The 15,145-nt window shown below is 65.1% G+C and carries 17 protein-coding genes; 11 read left to right on the top strand and 6 right to left on the bottom strand.

The annotated features are described in order from the left end of the window. Window positions 1-176 precede the first annotated feature (176 nt). Window positions 177-1,412: a Na+/H+ antiporter NhaA gene (gene nhaA / locus WHZ77_RS20885; RefSeq protein ID WP_375309661.1), complete on the top strand. Its 1,236-nt coding sequence runs from the start codon at window positions 177-179 to the stop codon at window positions 1,410-1,412. Here the strand turns inward: nhaA and WHZ77_RS20880 are convergent. Further along, entirely contained in the window at window positions 1,409-2,005 is a 597-nt protein-coding gene (locus tag WHZ77_RS20880) for a redoxin domain-containing protein (RefSeq protein ID WP_375309660.1), read from the bottom strand. The two genes, nhaA and WHZ77_RS20880, sit on opposite strands and share 4 nt — an antisense overlap. A gap of 38 nt (window positions 2,006-2,043) precedes the next feature. Further along, the gene (locus WHZ77_RS20875) at window positions 2,044-3,804 is read right to left on the bottom strand and encodes an MOSC domain-containing protein (protein ID WP_375309659.1); all 1,761 of its coding nucleotides are present in this window, start codon (window positions 3,802-3,804) and stop codon (window positions 2,044-2,046) included. 176 nt (window positions 3,805-3,980) lie between these two features. Here WHZ77_RS20875 and WHZ77_RS20870 point away from each other — a divergent pair, with 176 nt between their 5' ends. From WHZ77_RS20870 to WHZ77_RS20850, 5 genes are all read left to right on the top strand, one after another. Continuing rightward, a complete protein-coding gene (locus WHZ77_RS20870; protein ID WP_375309658.1) occupies window positions 3,981-4,361 on the top strand; it encodes a nuclear transport factor 2 family protein in 381 nt (126 codons plus the stop codon). A 309-nt stretch (window positions 4,362-4,670) separates the two neighbouring features. After that, window positions 4,671-5,123, top strand: a complete 453-nt coding sequence (locus WHZ77_RS20865; protein ID WP_375309657.1) for a TerB family tellurite resistance protein — start codon at window positions 4,671-4,673, stop codon at window positions 5,121-5,123. A gap of 22 nt (window positions 5,124-5,145) precedes the next feature. After that, complete coding sequence (locus tag WHZ77_RS20860; protein WP_375309656.1) at window positions 5,146-5,499, top strand: hypothetical protein; 354 nt, start codon at window positions 5,146-5,148, stop codon at window positions 5,497-5,499. A gap of 6 nt (window positions 5,500-5,505) precedes the next feature. Further along, complete coding sequence (locus WHZ77_RS20855) at window positions 5,506-6,144, top strand: TerC family protein (RefSeq protein WP_375309655.1); 639 nt, start codon at window positions 5,506-5,508, stop codon at window positions 6,142-6,144. A gap of 34 nt (window positions 6,145-6,178) precedes the next feature. Further along, window positions 6,179-6,760: a TIGR00645 family protein gene (locus WHZ77_RS20850; RefSeq protein WP_015686944.1), complete on the top strand. Its 582-nt coding sequence runs from the start codon at window positions 6,179-6,181 to the stop codon at window positions 6,758-6,760. 18 nt (window positions 6,761-6,778) lie between these two features. On the opposite strand, the gene WHZ77_RS20845 is transcribed toward WHZ77_RS20850, so the two are convergent. Next, a complete protein-coding gene (locus WHZ77_RS20845; protein WP_375309654.1) occupies window positions 6,779-7,726 on the bottom strand; it encodes a helix-turn-helix domain-containing protein in 948 nt (315 codons plus the stop codon). Window positions 7,727-7,813: 87 nt separating this feature from the next. After that, a complete protein-coding gene (locus tag WHZ77_RS20840; RefSeq protein WP_375309653.1) occupies window positions 7,814-8,752 on the bottom strand; it encodes a LysR family transcriptional regulator in 939 nt (312 codons plus the stop codon). Between the two features lie 160 nt (window positions 8,753-8,912). Between WHZ77_RS20840 and WHZ77_RS20835 the strand changes: the two genes are divergently transcribed. After that, window positions 8,913-9,485: a hypothetical protein gene (locus WHZ77_RS20835; protein ID WP_375309652.1), complete on the top strand. Its 573-nt coding sequence runs from the start codon at window positions 8,913-8,915 to the stop codon at window positions 9,483-9,485. Between the two features lie 5 nt (window positions 9,486-9,490). Here the strand turns inward: WHZ77_RS20835 and WHZ77_RS20830 are convergent, their stop codons facing one another. After that, on the bottom strand, window positions 9,491-9,865 hold the full coding sequence (locus tag WHZ77_RS20830) for a winged helix-turn-helix domain-containing protein (RefSeq protein ID WP_375309651.1): 375 nt from the start codon (window positions 9,863-9,865) through the stop codon (window positions 9,491-9,493). A gap of 252 nt (window positions 9,866-10,117) precedes the next feature. Here WHZ77_RS20830 and WHZ77_RS20825 point away from each other — a divergent pair, with 252 nt between their 5' ends. Beyond that, complete coding sequence (locus tag WHZ77_RS20825; protein ID WP_375309650.1) at window positions 10,118-10,381, top strand: hypothetical protein; 264 nt, start codon at window positions 10,118-10,120, stop codon at window positions 10,379-10,381. A gap of 2 nt (window positions 10,382-10,383) precedes the next feature. On the opposite strand, the gene WHZ77_RS20820 is transcribed toward WHZ77_RS20825, so the two are convergent. Continuing rightward, window positions 10,384-11,280 carry an alpha/beta fold hydrolase gene (locus tag WHZ77_RS20820; protein WP_375309649.1) on the bottom strand — a complete coding sequence of 299 codons (897 nt, stop codon included), beginning with the start codon at window positions 11,278-11,280 and terminating at the stop codon, window positions 10,384-10,386. 181 nt (window positions 11,281-11,461) lie between these two features. Between WHZ77_RS20820 and WHZ77_RS20815 the strand changes: the two genes are divergently transcribed. From WHZ77_RS20815 to WHZ77_RS20805, 3 genes are read left to right on the top strand one after another with little or no spacing between them, the layout of a single operon-like run. After that, window positions 11,462-12,850 (top strand): class II 3-deoxy-7-phosphoheptulonate synthase, encoded by a 1,389-nt coding sequence (locus WHZ77_RS20815; RefSeq protein WP_375309648.1) that lies wholly within the window; start codon window positions 11,462-11,464, stop codon window positions 12,848-12,850. Between the two features lie 4 nt (window positions 12,851-12,854). Then, window positions 12,855-13,208: a diacylglycerol kinase gene (locus tag WHZ77_RS20810; protein ID WP_015686935.1), complete on the top strand. Its 354-nt coding sequence runs from the start codon at window positions 12,855-12,857 to the stop codon at window positions 13,206-13,208. Between the two features lie 24 nt (window positions 13,209-13,232). Then, the gene (locus WHZ77_RS20805) at window positions 13,233-14,990 is read left to right on the top strand and encodes an NAD+ synthase (protein WP_375309647.1); all 1,758 of its coding nucleotides are present in this window, start codon (window positions 13,233-13,235) and stop codon (window positions 14,988-14,990) included. Window positions 14,991-15,145 lie beyond the last annotated feature (155 nt).

Below are 15,145 nucleotides of genomic sequence, written 5' to 3'. Positions count from 1 at the left end.
GAGGTGCACCAACGATCCTTAGCGCGCCGGAGTTCCCCCGCATGGGCTGGACGCATATGCGCGTGGAGCGGGGTTGCCTTACGCCCGGCGCCGTGTAGAACACGTCCGGGTGCTCGCTGCATGTGGCAGCGACAGGTCAAGCGATGGTCGGGCCGCCACGCAGGATGCGTGTGCCCATGAACGACCAACTGCCCCGCAGGGACCTGCCCAAAACACCTCTTTTCGTTGAGCGGGCGCTTTCCACACTCCAGCAATTCCTGCATGTCGAGGCCGTCAGCGGCATCGTGCTGCTCGTGGCCGCAGCGGCTGCGCTGCTCTGGGCCAACTCACCCTTCGCCGATTCGTATCATGATCTCTGGCACCTGGAGATTCCGCTTCGCCTCGGCGAGTTCGCCTTCGAGAGGCCGCTGCATTTCTGGATCAACGACGCCTTGATGACGATCTTCTTTCTGGTCGTCGGCATGGAGATCCGCCGCGAGATCCACGAGGGCGCACTGAGCCGGTTTGATCAGGCCATTCTGCCGGTGCTCGCGGCTGTCGGCGGTGTCGTCGTTCCCGCGCTGATCTACCTGAGCTTCAACGCCGCTCCCGGGCGCGACCAGGGCTGGGCGATCCCGACAGCAACCGACATCGCTTTCGCCGTGGGCGTGCTCGCGCTGCTCGGAAAATCGATCCCGGGCAATGTCCGGGTCTTTTTGCTGGCGCTCGCCATCATCGACGACATCATCGCGGTTCTCATCATCGCGGCGTTCTACACCAGCGGACTCGATCTCAACGGCTTCGCCGTCGCAGCGCTCGGCGTTCTGATCGTGCTTGGCTTTCAGTGGATCGGACTTGGTTCGGCGTACGCCTATGTGGTGCCTGGGTTTATCGTCTGGGCGGGCTTCCTCATGGCCGGGGTTCATCCGACGCTGGCCGGTGTCGTGCTTGGCCTGATCACGTCGGTGCGATCGGCCAGCCCAGAGATCGTCCCGCCCGTCATTCGTGTCGAGACCGCGCTGCATCCCTGGGTCGCTTACGGAATCATGCCGCTGTTCGCGCTGGCAAATGCCGGTGTCGGCTTCGCGAGCACGGAGCTCTCCGGCGGTGCACAGTTCGTGACACTCGGTGTCGCCCTGGCCCTGTGTGCGGGCAAGCCTGTCGGCGTGATCGGTGCAACGTGGCTGGCGGTGCGCACCGGCTGGTGCCGTCTCGCTCCAGGCGTGTCATGGGGCGGCGTTTGCCTGATCGGGCTTTTGGCCGGCATCGGCTTCACCATGTCGATCTTCATCGCGATGCTCGCGTTCACCGACGACAAGCTGCTGGATGCTGCGAAGCTCGGCGTGCTGCTCGGCACGCTGATTTCCGTGACGCTCGGCCTCGGATGGGGCGCTGAATACGCCCAGCGCCGGCGCAACGAGGCCGAGGGCTAATCCCGTTCGCCGAGAGTTTCGACGTAAGCCTTGCCGTAGGGATAAAAGTGCTCCTTGCGGCCCTGGTCCCATAACGTCTTGAGACCGCGGGCCGTGATGTCCCAGTCCGGGCGGCATTTCATGGTGACGGCTCGCAGGTCCTGGCGAAGCTCTTCGACGGTCGGACGCCCGAAGAACCAGTAGCCGTTGTAGACCTGGTGAATGACGAGGCGGGGCTCCAGCACGACGACGTGCGGGATCATCGGATTGTGGACGGGATCGGTGTATTCGGCGATGTCGAGATCCTTCTGAATGATCCGCCGGGAATCGGACAGGAAGGGCCAGTGCGCCCCGACGCCGCTGCGATACTCGTTCGTCTGGGTGATATTATCGGTAGTGATCGTCACCATCCGGCAATAGCCGACTTCCATCTCCCGATGGAGTTGCAGCAGTCCTTCGGCCTGCCGTCGGTCCTTTGGACAAAAGCCGCCACGGCCGAGAACGACCACCATGGGGTCGCCTCCTTGCAACTCCGAGAGCTTGCGGTGTTTGCCGGTATGGTCGCTGAGCTCGTAATCCGGGAAAGACACTCCCGGCACCATGTCAGTACGCATCAAGCCCTCCCATGTCAGTTTTGAATATGCCGATGCTTTCACAGATCGACGACGACGTCGCCCTCGGGCCGCGCACAACAGATCAGGACATTTCCGTCCGCCGCTGGGTCGAGCGGATCCGGCGCATAGCTGACTTCGCCGGCCACGAGCCCGCTCTCGCAATTGTGGCACACGCCCGTCCGGCACGACCAGCGCACCGGCACGTCGCACGCTTCGGCGAGCTCGAGCAGGCTGGCATAGGACGGACCCCAGCAGACATTGAGGCCGCTGCGGACGAAACTTACCATCGGACCCGGGCCGAGGGCTCCAGCCGGCAGATGTGCGGCAATCTTGGGCGCGGCTGCAATACCCGGCGTCAGTGAAGGCTTGGTGCCGAACAGCTCGGTGTAGATGTGATCCGGCGCGATGCCTAAAGCGCCGAGACCCGCCGCAAGATCGGTCATGAATGCAGCCGGTCCGCAGATATAGAAGTCAGCGTCGCGCGGCACGTTGAGGCTTTGGAGCAAGCGAGCATCCAGATGTCCAATGGTGTCGAAATCCGTCCCGGCGCGATCGCCGGGATCGGGCGCGCTGTAGCAGATGTGGCTGCGATGGTGAGCGAGCCCAGTCAGCAGCCCGCGCACCTCCGCGGCGAATGCGTGTTCGTGGCCGTTGCGGGTGCCATGCAGCCACCAAACCTCTCGTGTCGCTCCTTCCGCGGCAAGCGCCTGGAGCATGGCGAGCACCGGCGTCGCGCCGATGCCGGCACTCAGCAAGACAACCGGCCGCGCGTCCTGGCGCAGCGTGAAACTCCCGCGTGGCGCGCCGACCTCGACGACGTCGCCAATCCGGAGTTCGTCCGCGATATATTGACTGGCTGCCCCGTGTGCCTCCCGCTTGATACTGACGCGATAGGACGCGGCATCGGAGTGGCTCGACAGCGAATAGCTGCGAGTCATCGCGGGTGCCGCCGACGGTCCGAGCCGTACGACGATGAACTGGCCGGGCAGGGCGGCGGCGACGGGATGTTGGTCCGTGGGATCGAGGATCAGCGACGTCACAGTGCCGCTTTCGGAAATCCTGCGCGAGACGCGGAACGGGCGGAATCCATGCCAGGCCGGCGGTGGGCTTGCTGTCGGGCCCAGACCGGCATTTCCCGCGGCCGTCTTGTCGTTGTGCTGCTGCGCGAGCAGCGCCTCGAACGAATGCCGCCAGCCGCGGCTCAGCGCCGGAATGCGCAGCGCGCGCTCGAGTCGCTCGCGCGGGTGGGGCGGCAGGTAGAGCAGGGCGTTGATCTCGGACACGCTCATGCGCTCGGGGCCATCTGCGACCCGCGTGATCTCGTCACCGGCTTCCACGTCGCCTTCCTCGATCACGCGCAAATAAAAGCCAGGTCGGCCGTGCCTGACGAGCAGCGCGGCCATGTCAGGCTCCTCCATGCGAATGCCGAGCCGGTAGCAGGTGACGCGCGGCTGGGTCACCTCGAAAACGGCAGAGCCGATCCTGTAGCGGTCTCCGATGCAGACGTCGGTGTCGGCGAGGCCATCGACAGTGAAATTCTCGCCGAATTGTCCAGGAACCAGGTTCGATCGCCCCAGATGCTTTTGCCAGAACAGATAGGACTCGCGCTGATAGACGTAGACGGCGCGCTGCTCGCCGCCATGACCTGCCGTATCGCCCTGGCCGTCGCCGTCGACGTTGAGCCGGCGCACCCTGCGCGGGCCTTCGACGGGCGTCTTCCAGATGCCGGTGTGTACGGTTTTGCCTTGCCATGCGATGTCGCGCGGCATGCCGACATTGACAGAGAGCAGACTGGCCATAGGTGTTTCCCGGCGTGACGGGCGCGGCACTGGCGGATTCCAGATCGCTGCAATGCCAATCTGCATCCAAGTCGGGCTTTAGGCCCGTTAGTCGTTGTTAGACGTTGCTAGACGGCCTCGTCGCCGGCTGCCCGCGCCTCGATGTTGGGGGCAGAGACGCAAAACGGGAGATCGAGATGGACGATCAAGTCACACTGGCGGCGCTCCAGCGCCATTGGGCTGCTTCGGATGCGAACGATTTCGAGGCCGAGCACGACCTCTACCGCGAGGATGCGGTGCTCGACTATCCGCAGTCCGGCGAGCGCATCCGCGGCCGCCGGAAGATTCAGGAGAGCCGCTTCGTGCAGCCGAACAGCAAGCGCTTCACGGTTCGGCGGATCGTCGGCGGTGGTGATCTCTGGGTGAGCGAATTTGTTCTGAGCTACGACGGCGTGCCCTCCTACGTGGTGAGCATCATGGAATTCCGCGACGGGTTGGTGGCGCACGAGACGCAATATTTCGGTGAGCGGTTCGATCCTGCGCCGTCGCGCGCGCATCTTGTCGAGCAGGTGAATTGAGGCAGCGATTCGCGCTCCGTCGACGCGCGCAATTGCTTAACCAAATCCAGCAACATGGAACCCGATGCGGCGGCTGGTCGCAGTGCCGCCGCCTTGATTCCGGCGCACCCATCTTTATCTCTGAAACGAACAAGAATCCGGGCCCCTCTGGCGAGGCTGCCGATAATGTCGGCAAACCTCGCGATGTCGGATGACCTGTCCCGCGCGAATGCGATGGATCGGCCGATCGTCGGGCCTTCTCTGTTCCCTCCGACCCAATCGTCCCCATCGCAGCTCCGCGCGGTCATTTCGCAATGTTGAGGAGCTATGATGTCCGACGCCGCCACTTCCAATCCGATCGAGCCCGAGATCACAGAACCCACTCGCCTCAATGAGCAGGCTGCGGTCGCTCTGGTGATTGCCGGCGCGCTCGTCGCGGTCGCCGACCGTCGCGTCTCGCCGGTCGAGCGCGACGAGGTGATCCGTTTCATCCGTGATCGCGGATTGGCGCCGCACATGAGTGACGATCGCCTGTTTGCGATATTCGACGAACTGGCGGAACGACTCGAGGAGCCGGACTTTGCCAATGTGGTGATCGACACTCTGCGGCCCGTCTCGAATCTCCCGATCTCGTCGCATCTGATGGAGCTGTCGGAGCGCGTTGCGGCTGCGGATGAGGACGTGCATCCCCACGAAGTGCAGGCGATCAAGCTGTTACGCCTGCTGACGCTGGTGTTGCCGCGGGCCAAGCAGGTCACGCCGAACGCGGTGCGCGCCGAATAACGCACCGCTTGATGGAGCCAACATGAGCGCAGTATCGGACGAACGTACGACGGCAACCAAGCGCAGCACCGGCCAGATGGCCGGCGGTGACCCGCGCCTCGACAAGCTCGTCGATCGCATGCCGTCCCGTGTGGGCGACACCGTCTCCTACCTGCTCAAACCGTCCAGCCGCTGGGTGAGGATCCCCTCGGGTGCGCTGCTCGTCGTCGGCGGCGTGCTGTCGTTCCTGCCCGTGCTCGGCGTCTGGATGCTGCCGCTGGGACTTGCACTGCTCGCCGAGGACGTGCCCGCGTTGCGCACCTCCCGTTCAAAGGTCTTCGACTGGATCGAGCGGAAGAAGCCGCATTGGCTCGATCCGTCCGCACCGAAAAAATGATCAAACATGTTTGAATTCGTCACTGCCGACGCGCTGTCCGCGCTGCTCCAGGTCATCCTGATCGACCTCGTACTGGCCGGCGACAATGCCGTCGTCATCGGCCTTGCCGCCGCGGGCCTGCCGGCCGAGCAACGCCGCCGCGCCATCGTCGTCGGCATCATTGCCGCCACCGGCTTGCGCATCGTTTTTGCAGGCGTGGCGACCCAGCTTCTGCAGGTGATCGGCCTGCTGCTTGCCGGCGGCGTTCTGCTGCTGTGGGTCTGCTGGAAGATGTGGCGCGAGCTGCGCGAGCAGGCCGCGCAGTCCAGCGAGCTTGCGTTCAGCCATGGCGGCGGCGCGAGCGGCGCGCCGGCGCCGCGCAAGACCTTCGGGCAGGCGGCGGCGCAGATTGTCGCAGCCGACATCTCGATGTCGCTCGACAACGTGCTTGCGGTCGCCGGCGCCGCGCGCGAGCATCCCTATATTCTCGCCTTCGGCCTGCTCTTATCGGTCGGGCTGATGGGCGTGGCCGCCGACCTGCTCGGCCGCGTGCTCCAGAAGCAGCGCTGGATCGCCTATGTCGGTCTTGCCATCATCGTTTACGTCGCCTTCGAAATGATCTATCGGGGCTCGCTCGAGCTCGCGCCCGTGATCGCGAGTCTCTGAGGTGACGTTTCCAGCCCGCGCTCCGGAGTGATCGATGACGTCTGAACCCAAAGCACCTTCAGCCGCGCCTTTGCCGCCGCCGCCGATCGGCCTGTTTGCCCAGGTCATCTTTGGCTCGCGCTGGCTGCAGGTGCCGCTCTATATCGGCCTCATCGTCGCGCAGGCCGTCTATGTGCTGCTGTTCTTGAAAGAGCTCTGGCACCTGGTCCTGCACTCGTTCGACGCCAGCGAGCAGCAGATCATGCTGGTCGTGCTCGGGCTGATCGACGTCGTCATGATCTCGAACCTTCTGATCATGGTGATCGTCGGCGGCTACGAGACTTTCGTCTCCCGGCTGAACCTGAGCGGTCATCCCGACGAGCCGGAATGGCTCAGTCACGTCAACGCCAGCGTGCTCAAGATCAAGCTGGCGATGGCGATCATCGGCATCTCCTCGATCTCGCTGCTGCGGACCTTCATCGAGGCCGGTAATCTAGGCACGACGCGCAGCAATTTCACCGAGAGCGGCGTGATGTGGCAGGTGCTGATCCACCTGACCTTCATCATCTCGGCGATCGGCATCGCCTGGGTCGACCGTCTCAGCGATAGCGGGCACCGCAAGGCCGGTCACGGCTGAGGTGCGATCGGGCCGCGCTCAGAGACGCCGGCCCCGCGCCAGCGTCTCGGACGGCGCTTCGCCGAACGTCATCTTGTAACCCCGCGAGAAGTCGCCGAGGTGCCAGAAGCCGTTGCCGAGCGCCGCGGCCTTGACGCTCAATCCGGCGCCGCCGGTCATGAGCTGGATACGGGTGGACCACAGGCGCTTGAGCCTGAGATAATGATGCAGGCTTACGCCATGCACGGCGTGGGTCGCGGTCTGGAGTGTGCGCACGGATACGCCGAGCGCGCGGGCGAGGTCGTCGCTGTAGAGCGGCTTGCTGCCGAACAGCGCGACGACTTCGTCGAGCCGCGCGATCAGCTTGCGGTGCTTGTCGAACGTCCCGCGCCGCGCAGCCAGCCCGTCCGCCGGCACGAGCGCAGCGTCGAGGCAGTCGAGCAAGGTTTCCTGGATCGGCCGGTTGAGCGCTTCAAACTGCCGGGGATCGCCGTGTTCCGAGGCCAGGCAAAACATATTCAGCATCGTAGCGCGCAACCGCGCCATCGGCGCGTCGTCAGTGCGGAAGAAGCCGAGCCCGCTGTCGTAATCCGCCCATCCGCGATGGCGCATGTCCGAGTTGAAGCGCATCATCAGGTAAGTATTGGGCTGGCGCTCGACAGATTTGATGGGAACCCTGCCGCGTATGACACTCACCGTCGAATTGTCGATCTCGCGGCCGTTGGAGATGGAGTGAAAGCAGAACGGGACCACGAGGCCGACGCCCTGATCGGTGCCGACATCGACCTCGAGCTGGCGGGCGAAGGCGCGCTGGAGCACGAAAAGCCCGTCCTGGAGCGGAAGGATCGCGCGCGACAAGGAGAAATCTCGCGGCTGGAGCGGCACGCTCGTGCCGAGGCCCAGCACATCGTTGGCGCGAAATTCCCCGAAGTCCGTAAAGCGCTCGATGCCGAGGACTCGCGAAGGCTTTAGCCGAGCTACCGGCAATTTGGAGTCCTCTGGGGTTAAACGGGCGCGAAGGGTACCAGATGGCCGACCATCGGCCCTATCCCGGGAAACTACTGTCGGGCTTCATTACGCGACTTGCGGATAGGCCGCGTTCTCCCGCCGCTCGCGCTCGCCGAGCTCACGCACGAGCTCTTGAAGAAATGACTCGGTGTAGGCGGGCAGGGTGCGCTCGGCGCGGACATAGATGCCGAGGTCCGACCAGACCGGGCTCCCGGCATTGTCGAGCGGCAGGAACACGAGCTGGCTCTCGCGCGACAGGCGGCCGATGCCGAGCTGGGTCTGGAAGGCGACGCCGACGCCACGCGCGGCGAGCTCGCGCATCAGGTCGATCGAGTTGGCCTGGATTGCCGGCTCCGGCGTTTCCGGGAGCTGAGCGATCAGCGGCTGGAGCAGGTGATAAATCGACAGCTCCGGCAGTGCGTTGATGACGGGAAAGGCGAGGCATTGTGCCAGCGTGACCGTCTTGCGACGCGCCAGCGGATGTTCGCGGGCGACGACGGCGCCGAGGCGAAACCGCTTCAAGGCGACTTGGCGCAGGTCCGGCGGATGCCGCAGCGCCATGGCGATGCCGATGTCGGCCTCGCCGCGGCTGAGCGCTTCCAGCACGTCCGATGATCCTTTCACCTCGGTGGTGAAGCTGACGCGCCGGGCGCGGCCGCGATGCGAGGCGATCAGGTCTGGCAGCACCGACTCGGTCAGGGACTCGATGCAGGCGATGCTGACCGTGCCGTGCCAGGCACCAGAGAGTGACGCGACGTCCGAGCGGAAGCGGTCGAGGTCCTGGAGCACGTTCATGACGTGCCGGGCCAGCATCTCGCCGACCGTGGTCAGGGTCAGGCCGCGCGCATTGCGCTCGAAGAGAGGCGATCCAACTTCTTGTTCGAGCTTGAGAATTTGGCGGCTCACCGCCGACGAGGCGACGTTCAGGACGCGCGCCGCGGCGCGGATCGAGCCGGTGCGGCGGACCGCGTGGAAATATTGGATGGATGGTGAGTGAAAGCGCATGGGATCCCCGGTCCGATTATAGCTGTTGCCGAAACGGCATCAACATGTGCGAAATTCTCTGCTTTTCGAGAGCGGCTGTCCCCCCTAGGTTGCCGCCGGCTTGGCCGGCCTTGCCGGGGAGACGCCGGGCCTGCGCAACGACGCGCCAGGGGATTTTGGGGTGGACAAGAACGTTGCTTGCGAGGTCGTGCGCGACACCCGCATGGTCGACCGCCGTCGGGCCGCGGCCTATGTCGGCGTGACCGCCGGACGCTTCGAGCAATTGGTGCGCGACAATGTCGTGCCGCCGCCGGTCATGGTGGACAACAAGCGGCGTTGGCCGCTCGCGTTGCTGGATATTGCCAGGGACGCTGTCGTCAGCAGCATGCCGCGCCTGCCGGAGGTCACGGTCGATGCTGCGCCCGACCTGCGCCCGTGCGAACGCGACCCGGCGTTGGTCTCGCGCGAATTGCCCGATCAGGTCTGGTTCGAGCAGCGCGCGCAGTTCGTGCAGCGTGTGCGGCGGTCGCTGCTTTCGGGCAACGAGATTCGTCTCTTGCGCGAGTTCAAGCTGCTCAAGCAGAACCAGATCAGCATGTTCGGCTATTACGGCAGCTTCGAAGCCCTGATGGTGCGCGGCTATGTCGTCGAAGTCGCCCGCAAGCCGCCGTCGAGCCGTCCGCTCGTGACCTATCGCCTGACCACGCAAGGCGAGCAGGTCATCTCGGCGCTGAAGGACGCGCCGGTGATCTGAGCCTGTCAGGACTTTCGCGAGCGTGCGATGTCCGACTTGAGCGCCGTCAGTTCCTTGCGCACCGCGCGCGCGGCGTCGCGCTCGATCTTGCGGTACCGCGCGATCAGGGGCGCGCCGAATGTGGTGAGCATCGCGCCGCCGCCATTCTTGCCGCCCGCCTGCGGTTCGACCGCAGCGCGACCGCAAATGCGGTTGATCTCGTCCCCGAGATCCCAGGCGCGCTTGTAGGACATGTCCATCGCCCGGCCGGCCGCCGAGATCGAGCCGTGTTCCCGGATCTGCTCCAGCAGCTCGATCTCCCCGGGGCCGATGCGGCCCCGGTCGTCAAGATCGATGCGAACGCTCAGTTGGGGACGTGAATTTGCGCTCGCGCGCGGCATGATCGGATCTCTTGGGCCAATTGCATCAGAGATTGCCACTCCTGCCCGTTGCGGACAAGGAGAGTGCGGCCTGCCGCATCACCGCATGGAGGGTCCCGTGACCTGCCGCAAGCACGGCATCGTTTTTCAAGATCGCTAAAATTATCTGCAATCCGCTCAGCGGCTGCAAACTCTCCCGACAAGTCCCGCAGCGCCTTAAACCTGGGTTTTGCAACCGACGTGCATCCTGCCTGCAAAGGGTGGGGCATCAGAATGTCAGTTGTCAGGGAGATCGTCGCCGCGATAGCGGGAGTCTACGCGCTCTTGTTCGTGTGCGACGCAGTGTTCGGCGTCGGCGAGGCGCGTTTCGACGACACCTATTACAGCGCCAGTCATTACGCGCCCCGGCCGAAGGAGTTTCGCTTCGCCGGCGATACGCCGCCGGCGGTGCGCGTCAGGGACGCCTTTGCGCAATTCGCGCCGAGCGAAGCCAGGCCGAACAGGCGCTACTCGTCTCTGACGACGATCATCCGCTAACGTCACTCCGCCTGGATCCATTCCGCTACGCCGCGCCACAGCGTGTCGCGGTGCTCGGGGCGGAAGAAGCCGAAATGGCCGATCGCCTTGGCGCCGACGTCGGACGGCTTCACCGTCAACACCTCCGGTTTGATCGCGCTGAACCCGCCCGTAAGCAGCTCGACCGCCGGCCGCGTCGCCCAGGGATCGTCGGAGAAGCACAGCGCGCGCAGCTCGCCCTTGAACTTCGCGAAATTCTCCAGCGCGGGCAGCTTTGAATCGAAGAGATAGCGCGGACTCGAGACCCAGTCGGCCCACTGCAGGAAGACACCCTTGGGCAGGTCCTCGCCGATGCCGACCCCGCCCGGTGCGTAGCCGAGCGCGTGGGCGAGCGGTACGCCAATGAGGTTCATGAAGGCGAAGACGCGGTATTTCTCCGGCGACGTCATCAGCCGCCAGGTCGCGGCCTGCGAGGCCACGAACGCGGCGCGCGATATTTCCGTGTTGTTCGCAATCAGCCCGAGCGCCTGGCCGCCGAAGGAATGGCCGACATAGGCAAGGGGCAGGGTGGTGTAGCGCTCGCGCATCCAGCGCACTGCGGCGGTGACGTCCTGCGTGGCCCAGTCCGACATCGAGGCCTTGAAGCCGACCAGCGATTTCGGCTGGTTGTAGCCGACCATCGCCGGCTGGCGGGAGTCGCCAATGCCGCGATAGTCGTAAGTGAGGACCGCGCAGCCGCGATGGGCAAGGTAGGAGGCAAAGCCGCGGTAGATCTTTCGCGGGACGGCGGTGGCCGAATTGATCAGCACGGCGTGGCGCTTGGCGCCGCGCGGCAGGAACAGGGTGCCGGTCAGCGCATACCCGTCGGTCGCCGGGAAGCTGATCTCGTCGATGAAAACGTCGTCCGGTGCGGCGTCCATGGCTGGAGGGTGTGCTGCCAGTTTCTTCTACCGCCCCTAGCAAATGCGAATTCAGCTTTTCCCGCAAGGGTTTGCAGTGCGAAATGGATTTACAACTGGCGGGGCGGGGCCAGCCTGTGTATAAGGCGGCCCTCGCAACCCACAGATCAGGTTGTGTTTTTTGCTTCACGGAGAGATTGCGATGTCCGAGCGGTGGACGCCCGAGTCCTGGCGCAGCAAGCCGGTGCTCCAGGTGCCCGATTATCCCGACGCCAAGGCTTTGGCCGACGTCGAGGCGCAGCTTGCGACCTTTCCGCCGCTGGTGTTCGCGGGCGAGGCACGCAATCTGAAGAGGGCCTTAGCGCGCGTGGCGGCCGGCGAGGCCTTCATGCTCCAGGGCGGCGACTGCGCCGAGAGCTTTGCCGAGCACGGCGCCAACAACATCCGCGACTTCTTCCGCGTGCTGCTGCAGATGGCGGTGGTGCTGACCTATGCCGGCGCCGTGCCGGTGGTGAAGGTCGGCCGCATCGCCGGCCAGTTCGCCAAGCCGCGCTCCTCGCCGACCGAGAAGATCGGCGGCGTCGAGCTGCCGAGCTATCGCGGCGACATCGTCAACGACATCGCCTTCACGAAGGAAGCGCGGGTGCCGGATCCGCAGCGTCAGTTGATGGCCTATCGCCAGTCGGCCGCGACGCTGAATCTGCTCCGCGCGTTTGCGACCGGCGGCTACGCCAATCTGGGCAGCGTGCATGAGTGGATGCTCGGCTTCCTGAAGGATAGCCCGCAGTCCCGCCGTTACAAGGAGCTGGCCGACCGCATCTCGGACGCGCTCAATTTCATGCGTGCCTGCGGCCTCGACCTCGAGAGCCATCCCGAGCTGCGCGCCACCGATTTCTACACCAGCCACGAGGCGCTGCTGCTCGGCTACGAGCAGGCCATGACCCGCGTCGATTCCACCACTGGCGACTGGTACGCGACCTCCGGCCACATGATCTGGATCGGCGATCGCACCCGTCAGCTCGACCATGCCCACGTCGAATATTTCCGCGGCATCAAGAACCCGATCGGCCTGAAGTGCGGCCCGTCGCTCAAGCCCGACGAGCTGCTCAAGCTGATCGACGTGCTCAACCCGGACAACGAGCCGGGCCGGCTGACGCTGATCAACCGCTTCGGCTCCGACAAGGTCGCCGACCATCTGCCGGGCCTGATCCGCGCCGTGAAGCGCGAGGGCAGGGTCGTGGTCTGGTCGTGCGATCCCATGCACGGTAACACCATCACGTCCACGTCGGGCTACAAGACGCGGCCGTTCGACCGCGTCCTGTCCGAGGTGAAGTCGTTCTTCACCATCCACGCGGCGGAAGGCACCCATGCCGGCGGCGTGCATCTGGAGATGACCGGCCAGGACGTCACCGAATGTATCGGCGGCGCCCGCGCCATCACCGACGAGGATCTCAACGACCGCTATCACACGGTGTGCGATCCCAGGCTCAACGCCGAGCAGTCCATCGACATGGCTTTCCTGGTCGCCGAGCTCCTCAAGCAGGAACGCGCGGGCAAGGCGAGGCCGGTACCGGTCGCAGCGGGGCTCTAGGACCTTGCTGCGGATCTGGAAGGCCACGATCAACTCCCGCAATGGTCTTGCCTTTGCGTTCCGCTCGGAGCAGGCCGTCCGGGAGGAGATTTTCGCGCTGCTGCTGTCGCTTCCGCTCGCGTGGTTCGTCGGCTCGACCGCAACGCGCGCGGTCGAGCTGGTGTGCGCGGTCGCTTTCGTGCTGGTGGTCGAGCTGCTCAACACCGCGATCGAGAAGCTCGCCGATCGCCTGACCATGGACCATGACAAGCAGATCGGCCGGGTCAAGGACATGGGCTCCGCCGCGGTCGGCGTCGCGCTCCTGATGGCCGGCGCGTTCTGGATCCTTGCCATCGTCGAACGATTGGGCTTCGTCTAGCCAAGGGATCGGAGCGCGGTGGCCATGACCGAACGTCTCAACGCATTCGCGGTCACGCTCGCCCAGCTCAACCCGACCATGGGCGACATCGACGGCAATGCCGCCAAGGTGCGGGCCGCGCGCGCGCAGGCGATCGCCGACGGCGCCGATCTCGTGCTGTTTCCGGAATTGTTCATCGCCGGCTATCCGCCGGAAGATCTGGTGCAGAAGCCGGCCTTCCAGGCTGCCTGCCGCGCCGCGATCGAAAGCCTGGCGCGCGAGACTGCCGACGGCGGGCCAGCCATGCTGGTCGGCACGCCCTGGGTCGAGGACGGCAGGCTCTACAATGCCTGCGCGCTGCTCGACGGCGGCCGTATCGCGAGCTTGCGCTTCAAGTGCAATCTGCCGAACTACGGCGTGTTCGACGAGAAGCGGCTGTTTTCGCGCGGCCCCGCGGCCGGTCCGGTGACCGTGCGCGGCGTGCGCATCGGCGTGCCGATCTGCGAGGATATCTGGCTCGAGGAGTCCGAAGACTACGAGAACGTGGTCGAGACACTGGCCGAGACCGGCGCCGAGATCATCCTGGTGCCGAACGGCTCGCCTTACGCCCGCGACAAGAACGATGTGCGTCTCTCAGTGGCCGTGGCGCGCGTGACGGAGAGCGGGCTGCCGCTGGTCTATCTCAACCAGGTCTGCGGCCAGGACGAGCTCGTGTTCGACGGCGCCTCCTTCGCGCTCAACGGCGATCTTTCGCTCGCCGCGCAATTGCCCGCCTTTGTCGAGAACATCAGCACGCTGCGTTTCACCAGACATGGCGACGATTGGCGCTGCGCGGGGCCGATCGCGCAGCTGCCCGAGGGCGACCACGCCGACTACGCCGCCTGCGTGCTGGGGCTGCGCGACTACGTCGCCAAGAACGGCTTTCCCGGGGTGCTGCTCGGAATTTCCGGCGGCATCGATTCGGCGCTCTGCGCGGCGATCGCGGTCGATGCGCTCGGCGCCGACCAGGTCCACGGCGTGATGCTGCCTTACCGCTACACAGCCGCACATTCGATCGCTGATGCCGGCGAGCTCGCCGGCCATCTCGGCATCCGCTACGAGGTGCTGCCGATCGCCGAGGCCGTGACCGGCTTCGAAACAATCTTGTCCGGCATCTTCAAGAACTTGCCGCCCGATATCACGGAGGAGAATCTCCAGGCCCGCACCCGCGGCACGCTGCTGATGGCGATCTCCAACAAGACCGGGCTGATGGTGGTCACCACAGGCAACAAGTCGGAAATGTCGGTCGGCTACGCCACGCTCTATGGCGACATGAACGGTGGTTTCAACCCGATCAAGGACATCTACAAGACCCAGGTGTTTCGGCTGGCAAGCTTGCGCAATGCCTGGAAGCCGGACGGCGCGCTCGGGCCTGCGGGCGAGGTGATCCCGCCCGACATCATCACGCGCCCGCCGAGCGCGGAGCTGCGCGAGAACCAGACCGACCAGGACTCGCTGCCGCCCTACGAGGTGCTCGATGCCATTCTGCAGGGTCTCATCGAACGCGAGGAGCCGCTCGATCAGATCATCGCGTCCGGCTTCGATCGCGAGACGGTGATCCGCATCGACCATCTCCTCAACGTCGCCGAATACAAGCGCCGCCAGGCCGCGCCGGGCGTGAAGGTGACGGCGAGGAATTTCGGCCGCGACCGCCGCTATCCCATCACCAACCGCTTTCGCGACAAGGGCGAGGGGCTGCCGGTGGCGGACGAGACGCTGGTCTCGCGCGGCAGCCGGGCGTCGATCGACGCGTTCGAGGGGTAGCTACCCATCCCGCTGTCATCATCCGCCTCAGTGCGCAATCGCGCACTGGGGCGGATGATCCAGTACTCCGCGTCGGACATTGTGAAAGCCAACTTCCGCCGCGGAGTACTGGATGCTCCGCCTTCGCGGGGCATGACAGTTGAGTTTGAGGTGGC

It is taken from the genome of Bradyrhizobium sp. A5, assembly GCF_042076515.1.
Taxonomy (GTDB): domain Bacteria; phylum Pseudomonadota; class Alphaproteobacteria; order Rhizobiales; family Xanthobacteraceae; genus Bradyrhizobium; species Bradyrhizobium cosmicum.
Note: the sequence above shows the minus strand (reverse complement) of the source record. Positions and strands in the feature narration are given on the sequence as shown.

Excerpts from the sequence above, each read along its gene's own strand:
- WHZ77_RS20855 (WP_375309655.1), top strand. The coding sequence starts at position 5,506 with ATGTTTGAATTCGTCACTGCCGACGCGCTGTCCGCGCTGCTCCAGGTC.
- WHZ77_RS20880 (WP_375309660.1), bottom strand. The coding sequence starts at position 2,005 with ATGCGTACTGACATGGTGCCGGGAGTGTCTTTCCCGGATTACGAGCTC.
- WHZ77_RS20825 (WP_375309650.1), top strand. The coding sequence starts at position 10,118 with ATGTCAGTTGTCAGGGAGATCGTCGCCGCGATAGCGGGAGTCTACGCG.
- WHZ77_RS20805 (WP_375309647.1), top strand. The coding sequence starts at position 13,233 with ATGACCGAACGTCTCAACGCATTCGCGGTCACGCTCGCCCAGCTCAAC.
- WHZ77_RS20830 (WP_375309651.1), bottom strand. The coding sequence starts at position 9,865 with ATGCCGCGCGCGAGCGCAAATTCACGTCCCCAACTGAGCGTTCGCATC.
- WHZ77_RS20820 (WP_375309649.1), bottom strand. The coding sequence starts at position 11,280 with ATGGACGCCGCACCGGACGACGTTTTCATCGACGAGATCAGCTTCCCG.
- WHZ77_RS20850 (WP_015686944.1), top strand. The coding sequence starts at position 6,179 with ATGACGTCTGAACCCAAAGCACCTTCAGCCGCGCCTTTGCCGCCGCCG.
- WHZ77_RS20840 (WP_375309653.1), bottom strand. The coding sequence starts at position 8,752 with ATGCGCTTTCACTCACCATCCATCCAATATTTCCACGCGGTCCGCCGC.
- WHZ77_RS20875 (WP_375309659.1), bottom strand. The coding sequence starts at position 3,804 with ATGGCCAGTCTGCTCTCTGTCAATGTCGGCATGCCGCGCGACATCGCA.
- nhaA (WP_375309661.1), top strand. The coding sequence starts at position 177 with ATGAACGACCAACTGCCCCGCAGGGACCTGCCCAAAACACCTCTTTTC.
- WHZ77_RS20870 (WP_375309658.1), top strand. The coding sequence starts at position 3,981 with ATGGACGATCAAGTCACACTGGCGGCGCTCCAGCGCCATTGGGCTGCT.
- WHZ77_RS20865 (WP_375309657.1), top strand. The coding sequence starts at position 4,671 with ATGTCCGACGCCGCCACTTCCAATCCGATCGAGCCCGAGATCACAGAA.
- WHZ77_RS20815 (WP_375309648.1), top strand. The coding sequence starts at position 11,462 with ATGTCCGAGCGGTGGACGCCCGAGTCCTGGCGCAGCAAGCCGGTGCTC.
- WHZ77_RS20860 (WP_375309656.1), top strand. The coding sequence starts at position 5,146 with ATGAGCGCAGTATCGGACGAACGTACGACGGCAACCAAGCGCAGCACC.